Origin of the sequence: Klebsiella sp. 18074 (assembly GCF_902705905.1) — a bacterium.
Taxonomy (GTDB): domain Bacteria; phylum Pseudomonadota; class Gammaproteobacteria; order Enterobacterales; family Enterobacteriaceae; genus Klebsiella; species Klebsiella terrigena.
The window spans coordinates 45312-62080 of record NZ_CACSIS010000024.1; the positions used below are offsets into that span (position 1 = coordinate 45312).

At 60.4% G+C, this 16769-nt stretch carries 13 protein-coding genes and 1 riboswitch; of the genes, 6 read left to right on the forward strand and 7 right to left on the reverse strand.

All coding sequences use genetic code 11. The annotated features are described in order from the left end of the window. Positions 1-51 precede the first annotated feature (51 nt). Positions 52-2028 (reverse strand): alkyl/aryl-sulfatase, encoded by a 1977-nt coding sequence (locus GVK32_RS21055; RefSeq protein ID WP_159866282.1) that lies wholly within the window; start codon positions 2026-2028, stop codon positions 52-54. Between the two features lie 427 nt (positions 2029-2455). After that, a riboswitch (TPP riboswitch) is annotated at positions 2456-2552 on the forward strand. Between the two features lie 34 nt (positions 2553-2586). On the opposite strand from GVK32_RS21055, the gene thiM reads away from it, so the two are divergent. The 3 genes from thiM to GVK32_RS21070 are packed head-to-tail and all read left to right on the forward strand — an operon-like array spanning position 2587 to position 4948. Continuing rightward, complete coding sequence (gene thiM, locus GVK32_RS21060) at positions 2587-3363, forward strand: hydroxyethylthiazole kinase (RefSeq protein WP_159866285.1); 777 nt, start codon at positions 2587-2589, stop codon at positions 3361-3363. Next, on the forward strand, positions 3360-4160 hold the full coding sequence (thiD, locus tag GVK32_RS21065) for a bifunctional hydroxymethylpyrimidine kinase/phosphomethylpyrimidine kinase (protein WP_159866288.1): 801 nt from the start codon (positions 3360-3362) through the stop codon (positions 4158-4160). The genes thiM and thiD overlap by 4 nt, the downstream gene beginning before the upstream one ends. Positions 4161-4201: 41 nt before the next feature. Continuing rightward, positions 4202-4948 (forward strand): GntR family transcriptional regulator, encoded by a 747-nt coding sequence (locus GVK32_RS21070; RefSeq protein ID WP_045855805.1) that lies wholly within the window; start codon positions 4202-4204, stop codon positions 4946-4948. Here the strand turns inward: GVK32_RS21070 and GVK32_RS21075 are convergent. The 3 genes from GVK32_RS21075 to GVK32_RS21085 are packed head-to-tail and all read right to left on the reverse strand — an operon-like array spanning position 4922 to position 8162. Then, positions 4922-5887: a PfkB family carbohydrate kinase gene (locus GVK32_RS21075; protein ID WP_159866291.1), complete on the reverse strand. Its 966-nt coding sequence runs from the start codon at positions 5885-5887 to the stop codon at positions 4922-4924. The two genes, GVK32_RS21070 and GVK32_RS21075, sit on opposite strands and share 27 nt — an antisense overlap. Continuing rightward, positions 5884-6888 carry an ADP-ribosylglycohydrolase family protein gene (locus tag GVK32_RS21080; protein WP_159866294.1) on the reverse strand — a complete coding sequence of 335 codons (1005 nt, stop codon included), beginning with the start codon at positions 6886-6888 and terminating at the stop codon, positions 5884-5886. The genes GVK32_RS21075 and GVK32_RS21080 overlap by 4 nt, the downstream gene beginning before the upstream one ends. Beyond that, positions 6885-8162: a nucleoside permease gene (locus GVK32_RS21085; protein WP_159866297.1), complete on the reverse strand. Its 1278-nt coding sequence runs from the start codon at positions 8160-8162 to the stop codon at positions 6885-6887. Before GVK32_RS21085 ends, GVK32_RS21080 begins: the two co-directional genes overlap by 4 nt. 250 nt (positions 8163-8412) lie before the next feature. Between GVK32_RS21085 and fbaB the strand changes: the two genes are divergently transcribed. Next, entirely contained in the window at positions 8413-9465 is a 1053-nt protein-coding gene (gene fbaB / locus GVK32_RS21090) for a class I fructose-bisphosphate aldolase (RefSeq protein WP_159866300.1), read from the forward strand. Between the two features lie 1080 nt (positions 9466-10545). Here fbaB and GVK32_RS21095 read toward each other — a convergent pair. Further along, positions 10546-12153, reverse strand: a complete 1608-nt coding sequence (locus tag GVK32_RS21095) for an FGGY-family carbohydrate kinase (protein ID WP_159866303.1) — start codon at positions 12151-12153, stop codon at positions 10546-10548. 32 nt (positions 12154-12185) lie between these two features. Then, positions 12186-12935 (reverse strand): SDR family oxidoreductase, encoded by a 750-nt coding sequence (locus tag GVK32_RS21100; RefSeq protein ID WP_041146423.1) that lies wholly within the window; start codon positions 12933-12935, stop codon positions 12186-12188. Between the two features lie 267 nt (positions 12936-13202). Between GVK32_RS21100 and GVK32_RS21105 the strand changes: the two genes are divergently transcribed. After that, on the forward strand, positions 13203-14213 hold the full coding sequence (locus tag GVK32_RS21105) for a LacI family DNA-binding transcriptional regulator (protein ID WP_159866306.1): 1011 nt from the start codon (positions 13203-13205) through the stop codon (positions 14211-14213). Between the two features lie 14 nt (positions 14214-14227). On the opposite strand, the gene GVK32_RS21110 is transcribed toward GVK32_RS21105, so the two are convergent. Beyond that, positions 14228-15169 carry a sugar-binding transcriptional regulator gene (locus GVK32_RS21110; protein WP_159866309.1) on the reverse strand — a complete coding sequence of 314 codons (942 nt, stop codon included), beginning with the start codon at positions 15167-15169 and terminating at the stop codon, positions 14228-14230. A 227-nt stretch (positions 15170-15396) separates the two neighbouring features. On the opposite strand from GVK32_RS21110, the gene dalD reads away from it, so the two are divergent. Beyond that, entirely contained in the window at positions 15397-16764 is a 1368-nt protein-coding gene (gene dalD, locus GVK32_RS21115) for a D-arabinitol 4-dehydrogenase (RefSeq protein ID WP_159866312.1), read from the forward strand. The last annotated feature ends 5 nt before the right edge of the window (positions 16765-16769 follow it).

Below are 16769 nucleotides of genomic sequence, written 5' to 3' on the forward strand. Positions count from 1 at the left end.
CCAAAAAAATCCCCCGCGACCGGCGGCCTCGGGGGATGATAATCGGCTCAGTTACGGAGTAACGATATTGAACCAGAACTCGAACTTGTCCATGTAGCCCAGCATCTCATCCAGCTTCGCCCCGTTGCCGGTGACCTTCACTTCACCCTTATCTTCAGCCTGTTTCAGCGTTTCTTCTTTCAGGATGATTTTGTTCAGGGTCGCGCGGTCCAGCACGATAGTCGCATCCGCATCTTTCGCTTCGGCCTTAGCGGTGTGGTTCAGCACGCCGTTTTCCAGCTCCAGCTTATATTTGCCGCCGTCGTTGCCGAGGTCGATGTTGAAGACCGCTTTGGCTTTACCGGCTTTCTCACCGTTGATGTGGACTGCCAGATAGTCAAAGAACATTTCCGGGGTCATCGCGCGGACGGTATCCGGGCTGGCGGTGTTCGGCGTTGGGCCTTTCACCACGCCGTTGCGCAGCTCCTGCGCGCCGGTGAGGTAGAAGTTGCGCCACGGACCGGATTCAGCCTGGTAACCCAGCTGCTCCAGAGCATCCGCTTCCAGGTTACGCGCGTCCTGGTTTTGCGGATCGGCGAAGACGATTTTGCTCACCACCTGGGCTACCCAGCGGTAGTTACCCTGGTCATAGTCCTCTTTGGCCTTCTTCATGATGGCGTCGGCGCCGCCCATATAATCAACAAACTTTTTAGCCGCTTCTTCCGGCGGCAGTTCGTCGAGGGTCGCCGGGTTGCCGTCGAACCAACCGAGGTACAGCACGTAGGTGGCCTTCACGTCGTGGCTGACGGAACCGTAGTAGCCGCGGTTGGCCCAGGTATGCGCCAGGCTGTCAGGCAGCTTGAATTTGGCGGCAATTTCGTCGCGGGTCAGCCCTTCGTTAGCCATGCGCAGGGTCTGGTCGTTGATGTAACGATAGAGGTCACGCTGGCTCTTCAGCAGGTTGACGACGTTTTCGTTGCCCCAGGTCGGCCAGTGGTGCTGAGCCATGATGATCTCAGCTTTGTCGCCCCAGCGAACGATCGCTTCGTTGATATATTTCGACCACGGCAGCGGCTCGCGGATTTTGGCCCCGCGCAGGGAGTAGGTGTTGTGCAGGGTATGGGTGACGTCTTCCGCCGCTTCGATGAGCTTCTTCTCTTCGATATACCACAGCATTTCAGACGGTGCTTCAGAGCCCGGCGCCAGCATGAAATCATAGGTCAGTCCGTCGATAACCTCTTTCTGGCCGTCTTTTTCAATGATGTTGGTCGGAGCAATCAGGGTCACGGTGCCGGCAGAGGTGGTGGTGCCCAGCCCTGCGCCTACCTGGCCGGTGGCTTCCGGCTTCAGCAGGTTGCCGTACATATAGCTGGCGCGACGGCTCATGACGTTACCGGCCATGATGTTTTCCGCCACGGCGGCCTCCATAAAGCCGGCCGGCGCATAGACTTTCACTTTGCCCGACTTCACGTCGGCTTCATCAATGACGCCGCGTACGCCGCCGTAGTGGTCAACGTGGCTGTGGGTGTAGATAACGGCCACCACCGGCTTTTGGCCGCGGTTTTTGTAGTACAGGTCCATGCCCACTTTCGCGGTTTCAGCTGACACCAGCGGGTCAACGACGGTAATGCCTTCTTTACCTTCGATGATGGTCATGTTGGAGAGATCGAGATTGCGGATCTGATAGACGCCTTCGGTCACTTCAAACAGGCCGCTGATGTTAATCAGCTGAGACTGACGCCACAGGCTCGGGTTGACGGTATCCGGCGCCTTTTCCCCTTCTTTGATGAAGGCGTACTGCTGAGGATTCCAGACGACGTTGCCCTGCTCGCCTTTGATGACATCGCCAGGCAGAGCGGCAATAAAGCCTTTGTGCGCGTTGCTAAAATCGGCGTTGTCGGAGAAGGGCAGCTGGTTGTAAAGAGCGTCGTTTGCCTGTTTGGTGGCGGCGGTCGCTTCTTTAGGGGAGGTATCAGCCCAGGCGGAAAGGGCGCAGGTCGATAGCACCCCGGCTAGCGCCATTCCCTTTACTATTGGTGTCAATTTCATTGGAATCCTCATCATTTTCGGTGATTCACTCGGTAATATCGATGTGGCAACGGGTTACACCTTGTAACACTTCTTGAAAGGATAATCACTTGTTTCAAAAGGGCCAATATTTGGTTATATAAATCTTCATTTAGTTAATAAATTACTACTTTAGTACTAGATTTGTTGGAGGGTATTTGTAATCCGGTTAATTGACGCTGTAGGTTCGACGGGCAGACCCTTATTTGCCAGTTGCCGTAAACGCGATGCTTAACCTCCGTTCGATGACCTGATGCGCCATCTGGATTTCAGCTCGCCGGCCTTGCCGATGTTGTTGAATCATGCTTGCCTCGCCGGGCGATTTTTATCGCTTGTTTGTCGCGTCTCTGGCTGGCATTATTCTGTTCTGTGATTATCCTGGAACTAATCACAAGTACTTGATTTTGAATTAAATGACTCGGGGTGCCCTTCCTTGTGAAGGCTGAGAAAAACCCGTACCACCTGATCTGGATAATGCCAGCGTAGGGAAGTCAGAGACCACAAGGTCGTTGCTTCTTCATCGCCTGGCTGGAGCAAACGATGCAAGCTGAGCCACTGAACCCCGCGCATATCGCGCATCTGCGACATCTTTTTCGCCGCCACTCCCCCCTTATTCACTGCATGACCAACGACGTGGTGCAGACGTTCACCGCCAACGTCCTGCTGGCGATTGGCGCTTCCCCCGCGATGGTAATTGACCCGCAGGAGGCCAGCCAGTTTGCCGCCATCGCCGATGCGCTGCTGATTAACGTCGGCACCTTAACCGTCGATCGCGCCGACGCCATGCGCGCGGCCGTCTCCAGCGCGCAGCGGGCGGGCAAGCCGTGGGTGCTGGACCCGGTTGCGGTCGGCGCGCTCACGCTGCGCAGCGAATTCTGTCGTGACCTGCTAACCCTGCAGCCGGCCGCCGTTCGCGGCAACGCCTCGGAAATTATGGCCCTGGCGGGGATGAGCGGCGGCGGGCGCGGAGTCGATACTACCGATACCGCGGCGGCGGCGCTGCCGGCTGCCCGGGCGCTGGCGCGTCAGCTGAATACGGTGGTGGCGGTGACCGGCGAGGTGGATTACGTCACCGACGGCCAGCGCACGCGCGCCGTCAGCGGCGGCGATCCCCTGATGACCCGGGTTGTTGGCACCGGCTGCGCCCTGTCTGCGGTAGTTGCCGCCAGTACGGCGCTGCCCGGCGACCGGCTGGAAAACGTCGCAGCGGCCTGCGGCCTGATGAAGCTGGCGGGCGGGCGGGCCGCTCGTCAGGGTGGTCCGGGCAGCTTTACCCCGGCGTTCCTTGATGCGCTCTACGGGGAGGGCGAGCAATGAAGCGAATCAATGCCTTAACGATTGCCGGCACCGATCCTAGCGGCGGCGCGGGAATTCAGGCCGATCTTAAAACCTTCTCCGCCCTTGGGGCCTACGGCTGCTCGGTGATCACCGCGCTGGTGGCGCAGAATACCCGCGGCGTGCAGTCGGTGTACCGCATCGAGCCTGACTTTGTTGCCGCCCAGCTGGACTCGGTGTTCAGCGACGTCCGTATCGATACCACCAAGATTGGCATGCTGGCGGAGACGGACATCGTCGAGGCTGTGGCGGAGCGGCTGGCGCGCTATCGGATCGCCAACGTGGTGCTGGATACGGTGATGCTGGCGAAAAGCGGCGATCCTCTGCTGTCAGCGTCGGCGGTGGCGACGCTGCGCACCCGGCTGCTGCCGCAGGTTTCGCTGATAACGCCTAATCTGCCGGAGGCCGCGGCGCTGCTGGATGCGCCGCACGCGTGCAATGAAAAAGAGATGCTCGAGCAGGGCCGGGCGCTGCTGGCGCTGGGCTGCGGGGCGGTGCTGATGAAGGGCGGTCATCTCGATGATGCCGAAAGCCCGGACTGGCTCTTTAGCGCCGAAGGCGAGCAGCGCTTCACCGCCCCGCGGATCCTCACCAAAAATACCCACGGCACCGGCTGTACGCTCTCCGCCGCGCTGGCCGCGCTGCGCCCGCGCTACGGCGACTGGGGGCAAACGGTCGCCGAGGCCAAAGGCTGGCTCTCCGCGGCGCTGGCGCAGGCGGATTCGCTGGAGGTGGGGCAGGGGATTGGCCCGGTGCATCATTTCCACGCCTGGTGGTAAGCCTGATATACTGACGCCAGATTTCAGTCAGGAAAAGACAAATGGAACAGGCGCATACCCGGTTGATTCACCAGCTCGTTGAACGCATGGCCGCGAAGGATAACGCGCCGCTGTACATCAGGTTTGCCGACACCATCAAAGACGCCGTGCGCAGCGGCTGGCTGGAAAACGGCAATATCCTGCCCGGCGAGCGCGATTTGAGCCAGCTCACCGGCGTATCGCGCATCACCGTGCGCAAGGCGCTGCGGACGCTGGAAGATGAGGGCGTGGTCACCCGCGCCCAGGGCTACGGCACCCGGGTTAACAATATTTTCGAGTATTCGCTGAAGGAGGCGCGCGGCTTTACCCAGCAGGTTGTGCTGCGCGGCAAAAAGCCCGACACCCTGTGGGTCAACAAGCGGATCGTCAAATGCCCGGAGGAGGTCGCGCAGCAGTTGGCGATTGCCGCCGGCAGCGACGTGTTTATGCTCAAGCGCATCCGCTACGTGGATGACGCGGCGGTATCGCTCGAGGAGTCGTGGGTGCCCGCGCACCTTATCCACGACGTCGAGGCGATCAGCGTCTCGCTGTACGACTACTTCCGCAGCCAGCAGATCCTACCCCAGCGCACCCGCTCCCGGGTCAGCGCCCGCATGCCGGATGCCGAGTTTCAGTCGCATATTCAGATGGATAGCGCGATCCCGGTGCTGGTGATCAAGCAGGTTGCCCTCGATCAGCACCAGCACCCTATCGAATACAGCATTAGCTACTGCCGCAGCGATCTATACGTCTTTGTGTGCGAGGAGTAGGGTTTCGCGATCCGGGGCGCAGTCGCCGCCCCGATGATTGACCACCCATGCCGCCACCGCATTCCCCAGCGTCACCGCCTCCTGCAGGCTCCAGCCGGCGGCAAGTCCGGCCAGGGTGCCGCCCGCATGGCTGTCCCCGGCGCCGATGGTATCGACCACCGTCGCCGGGAAGGCCGCGACCTCTGCGCAGGTCTGCGGGCTGAAATACCACGCGCCTTCTTTATCCAGGCGGACGATCAGCGGAGCGCCGTACTTATTCAGCCATTCGGCGCCGAACTCGCTCACCTCGGCGGGGAAGCCGTTGGCCTCGGCGGCAATCAGCGCCTCCTGACGATTTACGGAGACCAGCGGCTTCAGCGCCATCAGGCGCGCCATTAATGCCTCGGGGATATCGGCAATGCGCGGACCAAAGTCGATAAACGGCGTGGCGTCACGCTGCTTCTCCAGCCACGCCACCAGCCGCTCGCCGCTGGCGGAGGCCAACTGGTAGCCGGAAAGATAGACCAGGCCGTTGGGCCCGGCGCTGAGCGGCGTGAGCCAGTCGTCGCACCACTGGTTTTCGACGCCGCTGAAGGACATAAACGTGCGCTCCCCATCCGGCTCCACCAGCGCCAGGCACCAGCCGTTGTCACCGCTGGCGCGGGTGATAACGCTGGTTATCCCCTCCTGCGCCAGGCGGCTGCGGATGATTTCTGCCCACACGCCTTCGCCGACCGGCAGGGCGTTTTGCGCCGCGATGCCCAGCCTTTTTAGCGCCAGCGCAATATTCAGGGCGCAGCCGCCGACGTTGACGCTCTGCTGCTGCAACTCGATATCGCAGCCGCGCCACGGCAGGGCGTAGGCGTCGGCAATGACGTCGATCACCGCGGCCCCGATAACCGTCACCGGCCTGACGGCGGTGAGGGTGGCGAGCTTATCGCTCAGCTGGCGGCTATTCATTGCGCCTCCCGCTGCTGGCGGTAACGGCCGAGAGCGTCGGCATAGCGCGTAAAGTCGAGCCTATTGACCTCATCCAGACGCGCTTTGAGCCGGCTATCGATGGCCGATATGCCGTTGAGTGCCCCGCAGATGGCGGTGGCCATCGCGCCGATGGTATCGGTATCGCCGCCAAGGTTGGCGCAAAGCACGGCGCAGCGGTTAGGGTCGGTTCCGGCAAGCTCAACCATCGCCACGGCGCAGGGCACGGATTCGATGGTGCTGGTTCCGGCCCCCACCAGTTGATAAAGCTGCTCGCAGGCGGACTCGACTCCGCCCGCGCTGCGAACGGTGCGCAGCGCCAGCTCAATGCGCAGGGCCAGCGAGGCGCTAAAGGTCGTGGTGCGCTGCTGCTGGGCGTGCCCGGCAATGGCCGGCAGCGCATCGGCGATGGCGGACCAGCCTGCGCCGTCAACGGCGCGCGAGATGGCCCAGGCGATGACCGTCGCACCGGCGATGGCTAAATCAGATTTATGCGTCGGGCTGGAGGCGGCGGCGACCTCGTGAATAAAGGCGTCGAGGTCGCCGGTCGGCAGCAGGCATCCCAGTGGCGAGGCGCGCATGGCCGCGCCGTTGGTCACTCCGTTATTCTCCAGCGCGCTCACCGGCGTGCCGCTGCGAATAGCCTTTAAGGCGATTTTTGACGTCGGACCGAGGACGTTCTTATTAAAGGCGTCAAACTCCTCCGCCCAGAGCAGGATGTGGCGGCCGATGGTATCAGGATCAATCCGCCCGTCGCACTCGATGATGGCATCGGCGAGGCACAGGGCCATCGAGGTGTCGTCGGTGAACTCGGCCTCGGCAAAGTAACAGGCGGCATTATTCTCAGCCGGTCCGGGCAGAAAACGGTCGATCCAGCCAAAATGGGCCTTCACCCGCGATCTTGGCCATAGCTCCGACGGCATGCCCATCGCATCCCCTAACGCCTGCCCGTAAAGGGCTCCGAGAATACGTTCTGCTTTCATTTGACTTCCTCTTGTGTAAGCGCAGCGTTTTGCGCATCGATGTCAATGGTGGTGATCTCCTTATCCGACTCGCGGAAGAACACCATGAACAGGACGGCGATAACGGCAATCATTATGGCGCCGAACGTCCACATCCCAGCCCAGTTAAAGGTATGGCCGTTAACCGGCGTCGGGTAGGCAAACATTTTCTCCATCATCACGCCGCCGAGGCGGTAGCCCAGCAGGCTGCCGAACCCCTGACAGCAGAGGGTGATTAACCCCTGGGCGGCGTTGCGCATCGCCACCGGCGCCTTTTTATCGACGTAGATATAGGCGGTGACGTAATAGAAGTCGTAGCTGACGCCGTGCAGCAGAATACCGAGGAACATCAGCGTATAGGTGAAATAGTTATCTGCCGCGCCGTAGACGAAAAAGCCGTAGCGGATGGCGGCGGTAATAAGACCAAGCAATAGAACCTTTTTAATACCAAAGCGCCTGGTGAAGAACGGCAGCGCCAGCATAAAGAAGATTTCAGAAAACTGGCCGAGGGTCATCCAGCCGGTGGCATTTTTCATCCCCGATTCGCTGAGATAGCCGTTGGCAAAGATGTAATAGAAAGCCAGCGGCATGGCGAAGAGGAACGAACAGAAGAAAAAGACGAGGAAGTTCCTGTCGCGCAGCATGATCAGCGCGTCCAGCCCCAGCATCACCTTCAGGCTCAGTTTGCCGGTACTCTTCGGCGGCGTATCCGGCAGGCACAGCGCAAAAATCCCCAGCACCAGCGAGCTCCCCGCGGCGATCAGCAGCGGTACGTTAGTGGGCGAGATATCGCTCAGACCGAGCATTCCCGGCAAGAAGCCGCACACCAGGCCGGATCCGATCCAGCCGATGGTCCCCATTACCCGAATACGCGGGAAATCGCTCTCGACGTCGGCAACGTTGGAAAAGGCGATGCTGTTGGTTAGGGCAATGGTCGGCATGTAGGTGAGCGAGTAGGCCAGCAGCAGCGGGAAGAAGCCGCTGAAGGTGGTCTGCTGCGCGGCGAAGTACATCAGTATCGCCCCGGCGAACATCAGAATCGCCAGCACTTTTTGCGCGGAGAAGAAGCGATCCGTCAGCGAGCCGACCAGCACCGGGGAGAGAATGGCGGCGATGGCGGTACAGGCATAGGACCAGCCAATTTCGCCGGCGCTAAAGCCGCTTTTACTTAGCCACAGCCACAGGGGAACAAACCACGCTCCCCAGATAAACCACTCAACGAACATCATGAACGACAGCTTTGCTGTAGTTTTCATTTGGAGATCCTTCATGACAGGTAAGGTACGTATTGAGAGTACCACTTGATAATACCTTTGAAATACCATTGAGCCGATTGTTTGAGCAAGCTAACACTTTTTCGTATCTGAATCGTGCCAGCAGAAGTTGCTGAAAAAATGCGATCCCGGCTGGAAAATCTGCTAAGTCGGTACCAGGCTTAACCTGCCCAAAAAAGTTGGGTCAGGAAAATTGACGCCGGCCGCGGCCGGCCTTACGGGAGTTATTGCTATGACTGATATTACGCAGTTGCTTGGCAAAGATGCCGATAGCCTGTTACAGCACCGTTGTATGACTATTCCAGCCGATCAGCTCTACTTACCGGGATCGGATTACGTTGACCGGGTGATGGTTGATAACAATCGTCCGCCGGCGGTGCTGCGTAATATGCAGACCCTGTACAACACGGGGCGCCTGGCCGGCACCGGCTACCTGTCGATCCTGCCGGTTGACCAGGGCGTGGAGCACTCGGCGGGCGCCTCTTTTGCCGCCAACCCGCTGTACTTCGATCCGAAAAATATCGTTGAGCTGGCGATTGAAGCCGGCTGTAACTGCGTGGCGTCAACCTACGGCGTGCTGGCCTCGGTATCGCGCCGCTACGCGCACCGCATTCCGTTCCTCGTTAAGTTGAACCACAACGAAACCCTGAGCTACCCTAACACCTTCGACCAGACGCTGTACGCCAGCGTTGAGCAGGCCTTTAATATGGGTGCGGTGGCGGTGGGCGCGACCATCTATTTCGGTTCCGAAGAGTCGCGGCGCCAGATCGAAGAGATCTCCGTGGCGTTCGAGCGCGCGCACGAGTTGGGGCTGGTTACCGTGCTGTGGGCCTACCTGCGCAATCCGGCATTTAAGAAAGATGGCGTCGATTATCACGTCTCCGCCGACCTGACCGGGCAGGCTAACCACCTGGCGGCGACCATTGGTGCGGATATCGTGAAGCAGAAAATGGCGGAGAATAACGGCGGCTATAAGGCGGTTAACTTCGGTTATACCGACGACCGCGTCTACAGCAAGCTGACCACCGACAACCCGATCGATCTGGTTCGCTACCAGCTGGCGAACTGCTATATGGGGCGGGCGGGGCTGATTAACTCCGGCGGCGCGGCAGGAGGCGAAACGGACCTGAGCGATGCCGTGCGTACGGCGGTCATCAACAAGCGCGCCGGCGGCATGGGGCTGATCCTCGGACGTAAAGCCTTCAAAAAATCGATGGCCGACGGCGTGAAGCTGATCAACGCCGTGCAGGACGTCTATCTCGACGGCAAGGTAACCATAGCCTAGGCATGTCTTTTGTGTCTCTGAACGTTTTTTTATCGTATGTTCATTGCTGTGAAGATGTCGGCTGAGGGCCGTGATTTCGATCGGATTCGATGCCTTTTTGTCCCTGAACGTCGTTTATCGAAAGTTCGGAAGCCAGCTGAAACTGCCGGTGTTGTCGGCCTCAAAATCGCTGAGACGCTGGCGGCAGGCCGGGGCAGCCCGCATGGATGCGGGCTGAGGGCCGTGATTTACAAGGACGTTACCTCGGCCCGACCCGACAGCCTGACGGCATCGGTCGAAGGGACCGCGCAGCGGCGATTTTGGCTGGCCGGAGCCCGGGGGTACAGGGGGCGGCGGCGATGGGCCGCCCCCTGTGCGCTCCCTGCGCTTTGGGAAACATAGGGCAGGGAAACCGCCGGGGAGCGCAACATCCTGCGCAGCAAGAAAATATCCTCCGTCACCGCAACAATGCTGGCCGGAGCCCCCTGTGCGCTCCCTGCGCTTTGGGAAACATAGGGGCAGGGAAACCGCCGGGGAGCGCAACATCCTGCGCAGCAAGAAAATATCCGCCGTCACCGTAACAATGCTGGCCGGAGCCCCCTGTGCGCTCCCTGCGCTTTGGGAAACATAGGGGCAGGGAAACCGCCGGGGAGCGCAACATCCTGCGCAGCAAGAAAATATCCTCCGTCACCGCAACAATGCTGGCCGGAGCCCCCTGTGCGCTCCCTGCGCTTTGGGAAACATAGGGGCAGGGAAACCGCCGGGGAGCGCAACATCCTGCGCAGCAAGAAAATATCCTCCGTCACCGCAACAATGCTGGCCGGAGCCCCCTGTGCGCTCCCTGCGCTTTGGGAAACATAGGGGCAGGGAAACCGCCGGGGAGCGCAACATCCTGCGCAGCAAGAAAATATCCTCCGTCACCGCAACAATGCTGGCCGGAGCCCCCTGTGCGCTCCCTGCGCTTTGGGAAACATAGGGGCAGGGAAACCGCGGGGAGCGCAACATCCTGCGCAGCAAGAAAATATTCTCCGCCGTGGCTACCGCCAAACCTCAGGGAGCCAGACCGGCTCCCCCTTCAAATCCACCGAACGGCACCCGCCGCTACTCCCTTATCAGCCTTGCCGTCTTCTGCAAAGCCAAATAAGCCTCATAGCGACGCTGGTGAACCGCCTGATACTGCGTCGCGCTGTCATAGGTCTTATCCACCCGGGTAAACCGCTTCATCGCCTCCGGCAGCGACGCGCATACCCCGCCGGCGACGGCGCCAAGAATCGCCGAACCCAACAGCACCGGCTCGCTGCACTCGGTGCTCATCACCGGGATCCCGCAGGTATCGGCCAGCAGCTGGCGAACCAGCGGATGCTGCCCCGCGCCGCCGCTAATCACGATATTCTCGCTGCGCACGCCGCAGGCCTCCTGGGCATCAAGGATCTGCCGCAGGCCGTAGCCGATACCGCACAGCCCGGCCACGTACAGCGCCAGCAGATTATCAATATCCCCCTCCATTCCCAGCCCGGCAACGATCGCCCTGGCGCCAGGATCCGCCAGCGGCGCGCGGTTGCCTAAGAATTCGGGCACCACGTGCAGGCCGGCGGCGAGGTGTACCGCCTCGGAGGGTCTCTCCAGGCGGGCCAGTACCCGGTCCGCGAGATAGACCGGCAGCGGCAGCCCGGCCTCCTGCGCCAGCTGGCGGGCCTCGTGCGCCGCCGGATGGAAGCTCAGCAGCCGGTCGATAGCGGCGCCGGCCGCGCTCTGACCGCCTTCATTAAGCCAGAACCCCGGCACCATTGCCGAATAGTACGGACCCCAGACGCCGGGTACGAAGATGGCCTCCTGCGAAGTGGTCATGGTGCAGGAGGAGGTGCCGAAGACGTAGGCCATATTGCTGAGCGCGCCGTCGAGCACTCCGACGGTGCCGATGCCGCCGGCGTGGGCGTCAATCATGCCAACCGCCACCGGCGTTCCGATGGGCAGGCCCATCTGCCGAGCGGCGACGGCGGTAAGGCCGCTGCCGCAGGGCGTTCCCGGATCGACAATGCGCTGGCCGATGCGCGCAAAGTTCTCGTCCGCCAGCTCGGCGAGCCCAATCTGGCGGAAGTAGTCGGCATCCCAGCGCTGCTCGTGGGCCAGGTAGGTCCATTTACAGGTGACGGTACAGACCGAGCGGGCCTCGTCGCCGGTGGCGCGCCAGGTCAGGTAGTCCGCGAGGTCAAAAAAGTGTCGCGCCTGCCGATAAGTCTGCGGGCGGTTCTCCTTCAGCCACAGTATCTTCGGCGTCTCCATCTCCGGCGAGATAATGCCGCCGACGTACTGCAGCACCGGGTGGCGGGTGGCGTTAATCTTTTCCGCCTGCCCGGTGGCGCGGTGGTCCATCCAGACGATAATGTCGCGGTTAGGGTCTTCTGAAGGGCCCACCGCCAGCGGTGCGTCGTTTTCACCGACCACCACCAGCGAACAGGTGGCGTCGAAGCCAATGCCCGCAACCGAGTCCGGCGCGGTGCCGGCGCGCGCGATGGCGGTTTTAATACAATCGCACACCGCCTGCCAAATCTCGCTGCTGGATTGTTCAACCATGCTGCCCGCGCTGCGAAAGAGGGTAATCTCCCGCGTCGCGTGGGCGAGCAGTTCACCATTGAGGTTGAAAATGCCCGCCCGCACGCTGCCCGAGCCGACATCGACGCCAATAATGGTTGGTGTATCGCAGTTCATAGAGCCATCCTTTAGCCAGCCTGATTGAAGAGTTAGAGATCCACGCTGTTAGGCAGGATAACGAGGTCGCGTACGGTGACGTTCTTCGAGCGGGTCACCATAAACAGCACGGATTCAGCCACCTCAATCGGCTGCATCAGGCTGCCGTTGGCCAGCGCTTCTTCCATTTTTTCTTTCGGCCAGTCGTCAAGCAAGGCGGTTACCACCGGGCCAGGCAGGACCGCGCCGACGCGTACGCCGTACTGCGACACCTGACGGCGGGTAGTGTGCACGAAGGCCTGAACCGCGAATTTCGAGGCGGTGTAGATAGGCTCCCAGATAACCGGCACCACTCCGGCTATGGAGCTGGTGAAGATGATATCGCCGGACTTTTGCGCGATCAGGTGCGGCAGTACGCTGCGCACGCAGCGGAAGGCGGCGTTGGTGTTGAGATGCAGCACGCGATCCCACACGTCCGGATCGCCTTCGGCCACCGGCCCGCCGATATAGGCGCCGGCGTTGGCGTGGAAGATATCCAGCCCGCCCGCCAGCTTAAGGATGCCGGGCAGAATATTATCGACCTGTTCGCCCTGCATCAGATCCACCTGCAGGGCAAAGGCGTTTTCGCCCAGTTCGGCCACAATCTTATTTAGCTTTTCGCCTTCGCGGTCGATCAGCACCACCTTCGCGCCCGCCGAGAGCAGGGTTTTGGCGCATTCAAGGCCGATTCCGGAAGCCGCGCCGGTCACCGCAGCGACTTTACCATTGAGAGAAGTATTCATAGAGGATACAGAGTGGTTCATTTTATAATCCTTCACCGAGTCTATTTTGGTAAATCGATCTGGCCCGCAATAAGCCGGGACCAGCGTTGGAGTCAGGCACTAAATCTTGCTAAGATTTTGAATATCAGCATCATTTATTTATATACGCTGGATACTGAGCGGCGTGCGACCTGGCGCGCCGGGGAGCATAGTGGTAGCTCAATCGATGAAGCTAATGTGCGCCAGCTTCATCGATTGAGCAAGTGGGTAAATTAACAGCGAAATGAATTTGTGACGCAAGTTGGGAAAATGAAAAAAATCACTATCTACGATCTGGCGGAATTATCCGGCGTCTCGGCAAGCGCGGTCAGCGCGATCCTCAACGGCAACTGGAAAAAGCGCCGTATTAGCGCGAAGCTGGCGGAGAAGGTTACCCGGATTGCCGAAGAGCAGGGCTATGCGATCAACCGCCAGGCCAGCATGCTGCGCAGTAAAAAATCCCATGTGATCGGCATGATCGTCCCTAAATATGATAACCGCTACTTCGGATCGGTGGCGGAAAGCTTTGAAGAGATGGCGCGCGAGCGCGGCCTGCTGCCGATTATTACCTGTACCCGTCGACGCCCGGAGCTGGAGATTGAAGCCGTGAAGGCGATGCTCTCATGGCAGGTGGACTGGGTGGTGGCGACCGGGGCGACCAACCCGGACAAAATTACCGAGCTGTGCCAGCAGGCGGGCGTGCCCAGCATCAACCTTGACCTACCGGGCACCATTGCGCCGTCGGTGATTTCCGATAACTACGCCGGGGCACGGGCGTTGACCGATAAAATCCTCGACAACAGCCTGCGCCGGCACGGCAGCCTGGCGCCGCTGACCTTCGTCGGCGGACGCAGCAGCGACCACAACACCCTTGAGCGCCTGCGCGGCTTTCACGACGCGCATAGGGGGCGCGGCCTGAGCGTGCCGGCGGAAAATATTCTCGCCCCCGGCTACTCGAAAGGCAAAGTTGAGGCCAGCATGCAGGCCCGCTTTGGCGCGCCGGATGAGCATCTGCAGGGTTTCTTCGTCAACTCCACCATCTCGCTTGAAGGGGTCGTCCGCTGGCTGGCCCAGCGGGGCCTGACCGGCACCGGGCAGCCGCCGATGGGCTGCTTCGACTGGGATCCCTTCGTCTACCTGCTGGGGCACGATATCGACATGGTTCAGCAGAACGTGCCGGCGATGCTCGAGGCGGTGTTCGGCATTATCGATTCCGGCGATGCCGCTAAGCAGCTGATCGAAATTCCGCCGCTGCTGATCGGCAGCCGGGAGCTTATCTGAGCGCGGCGCGGGCGCTAGCGCGTTAGCAGCCAGCGGGCGGTGTGTTCATCGGTCACCAGACCGTTGATCCAGCCGCCTTTCAGCGCCGCCAGAATGGCCGGACGCTTATATTCGCCGCAGGCTACCGCAATGCGCGGGCAGCGGTTGTGGCGGATATCGTAGCTGGTGATCATCTGGTTGATATTGCTCTCCACCACGCCGCCTTCGGCATCAATAAAGCGGCCGAGGATCTCGCCGATCCCGCCCTGCGCCGTCAGCTCGTCAAGCTGCGCCTGATTAATAAATCCGTCCTTGAAGATCGGACTTTGGGTACCCAGCGGGCCGATGCCGACGAAAATCACGTCCGCCTGCTGCGCGACGCCCGACACGCTCTGAAACAGCCGGCTGGTGCACCACATCCGGTGCTCATCCGCCGTTTGCGCGTAGCGCGGCGCCGGCCACTGGTAATATTTGGCCTGAATTTTCCGCGCCAGCAGCAGGGGAACGTCGTCGTAGTAGTTGCACTGCCCGTCGGCATCCATCGCGCTTATCAGCGCCACGCAGCGGGTGTTGAGGCTATCGAAATCGATGCGCTGCATGGTTTTTTTCAGCGTCAGCCCGGAGCCAATGCCGATGATTTTGGCCTTATCGTCCTGCAGATAGCGGGCCATCAGCTGGTAGCAGCCGAACGAAACGCTGTCGAGGGTGCTCTCCTCGCTGTAGGCCGGGACGATATTGCAGTCGATAAGCTGATATTTTTCCTGCAGCAGCTGGGCGTAGTCGAGGCAGTTTGCTACCGGATGATGTAGCCCAATAGAGACGATACCTTCCTCTTTCGCCGCGGCAATCAGCCGCTGGACCACCGGCCTTGAGGTGCCGAGCTGGCTGGCGATCTCGCTCTGATTCTGGCCAGCAATGTAGTACATCCACGCGGCGCGGACCTTCTGGTCCAGCCTGATGTCATCTTCTTTACTCACGGTTCCCTGCCTTAAGTTGGCGGCCGTGGCGATAAGCATGTCTTTTCGCGGGCCCGCTAATTTTGACTGTTAGCAGCATTTTGGCTGCGGCTCAGAAAACAGGCAAGCTTTTGCTCTGATTTGGTCATTTGTAATTTGTTTGGGTAATTGCTCTTTTGTGATCTATGGCTCTTAATTAGGTCAAATGATCATCTACAGTGAGCCACATCACTCAAGGAGATCAGAATATGAATCAGCAATACACATGGCTTCACATCGGTTTGGGTTCTTTTCACCGTGCGCATCAGGCGTGGTACCTGCATCGCCTGATCGCCAGCGGCGATAAGCGCTGGCATATCGCCGCTGGCAACATTCGCGACGATGCCGAGCAGGTGGTGCAGGCGCTGGCCGCGCAGGGCGGACGCTACGTGCTGGAGACCGTCAGCCCGGAAGGCGAGCGCGAATATGAAGAAATTACCTCTATCCAGAAGCTGCTGGCGTGGCAGAAGGGGCTGCAGCCGCTGATTGACGAAGGGGCCAACCCGCAGACTAAAGTGATTGCCTTCACCGTTACCGAAGGGGGCTACTACCTCAACACCGGCCATCGTCTGGAGACCAGCAACCCCGATCTGCTTGCCGACCTGCAGGGCGACTGCAAGACCATTTACGGCACCATCGCGCGTATCCTGGAAAAGCGCATGGCGGATAACGCCGGGCCGCTGACCCTGCTGAACTGCGATAACGTCCGCCACAACGGCGAGCGCTTTCACGACGGGCTGGTGGAGTTCCTGCAGCTAACCGGCAGGCAGGCGCTGGTCGAGTGGCTGGCGGCGAATGCGAACTGCCCGAACACCATGGTTGACCGCATCACGCCGCGCCCGGCAGCGGATCTGCCGGCGCGCATCAAAGCGCAAACCGGGATTGACGATAAGGCGCCGGTAATGGGCGAAAGCTTCATTCAGTGGGTAGTGGAGGATAATTTCCGCGCCGAACGGCCGAATCTGGAAGCCGTTGGCGTTGAGATGGTGGACTCGGTTATCCCTTACGAAGAGGCGAAAATCCGCGTTCTCAACGCCTCGCACAGCTGCATCGCCTGGGCGGGCACCCTGATCGGCCAGCGCTATATCCACGAAAGCACGCTGACCGGGTTCATCTACGCCATTGCCGATCGCTACGTCACCGAAGACGTGATCCCGTGCCTCGGCGATAACGGTATTGACCTCGCGACCTATCGCGACGTGGTGCTCAAGCGCTTTACCAACCCCTACATCCAGGACACCAATCAGCGGGTGGCGGCGGACGGCTTCTCAAAAATCCCGGCGATGATCGCTCCGACCCTGCAGGAGTGCTATCAGCGCGGTGCGCGTCCGGAGGCGACGGCGATGCTCCCGGCGCTGTTCTTCGTCTTTATGGAGCAGTGGCATAAGGGAACGCTGCCGTATCAATACCAGGACGGGATCCTCGACGCGCAGGCGGTGCACGAGATGTTCGAAGCCAGCGACCCGATCGCCGTCTACGCCAAAGACCGGGCGCTGTTCGGCGCGCTGGCGGAGAACGAGGACTTCCTGGCGCTGCTGCGCGAGAAGATTGCCGCAGTTTATACGCTGATTAAGTAAGAGGT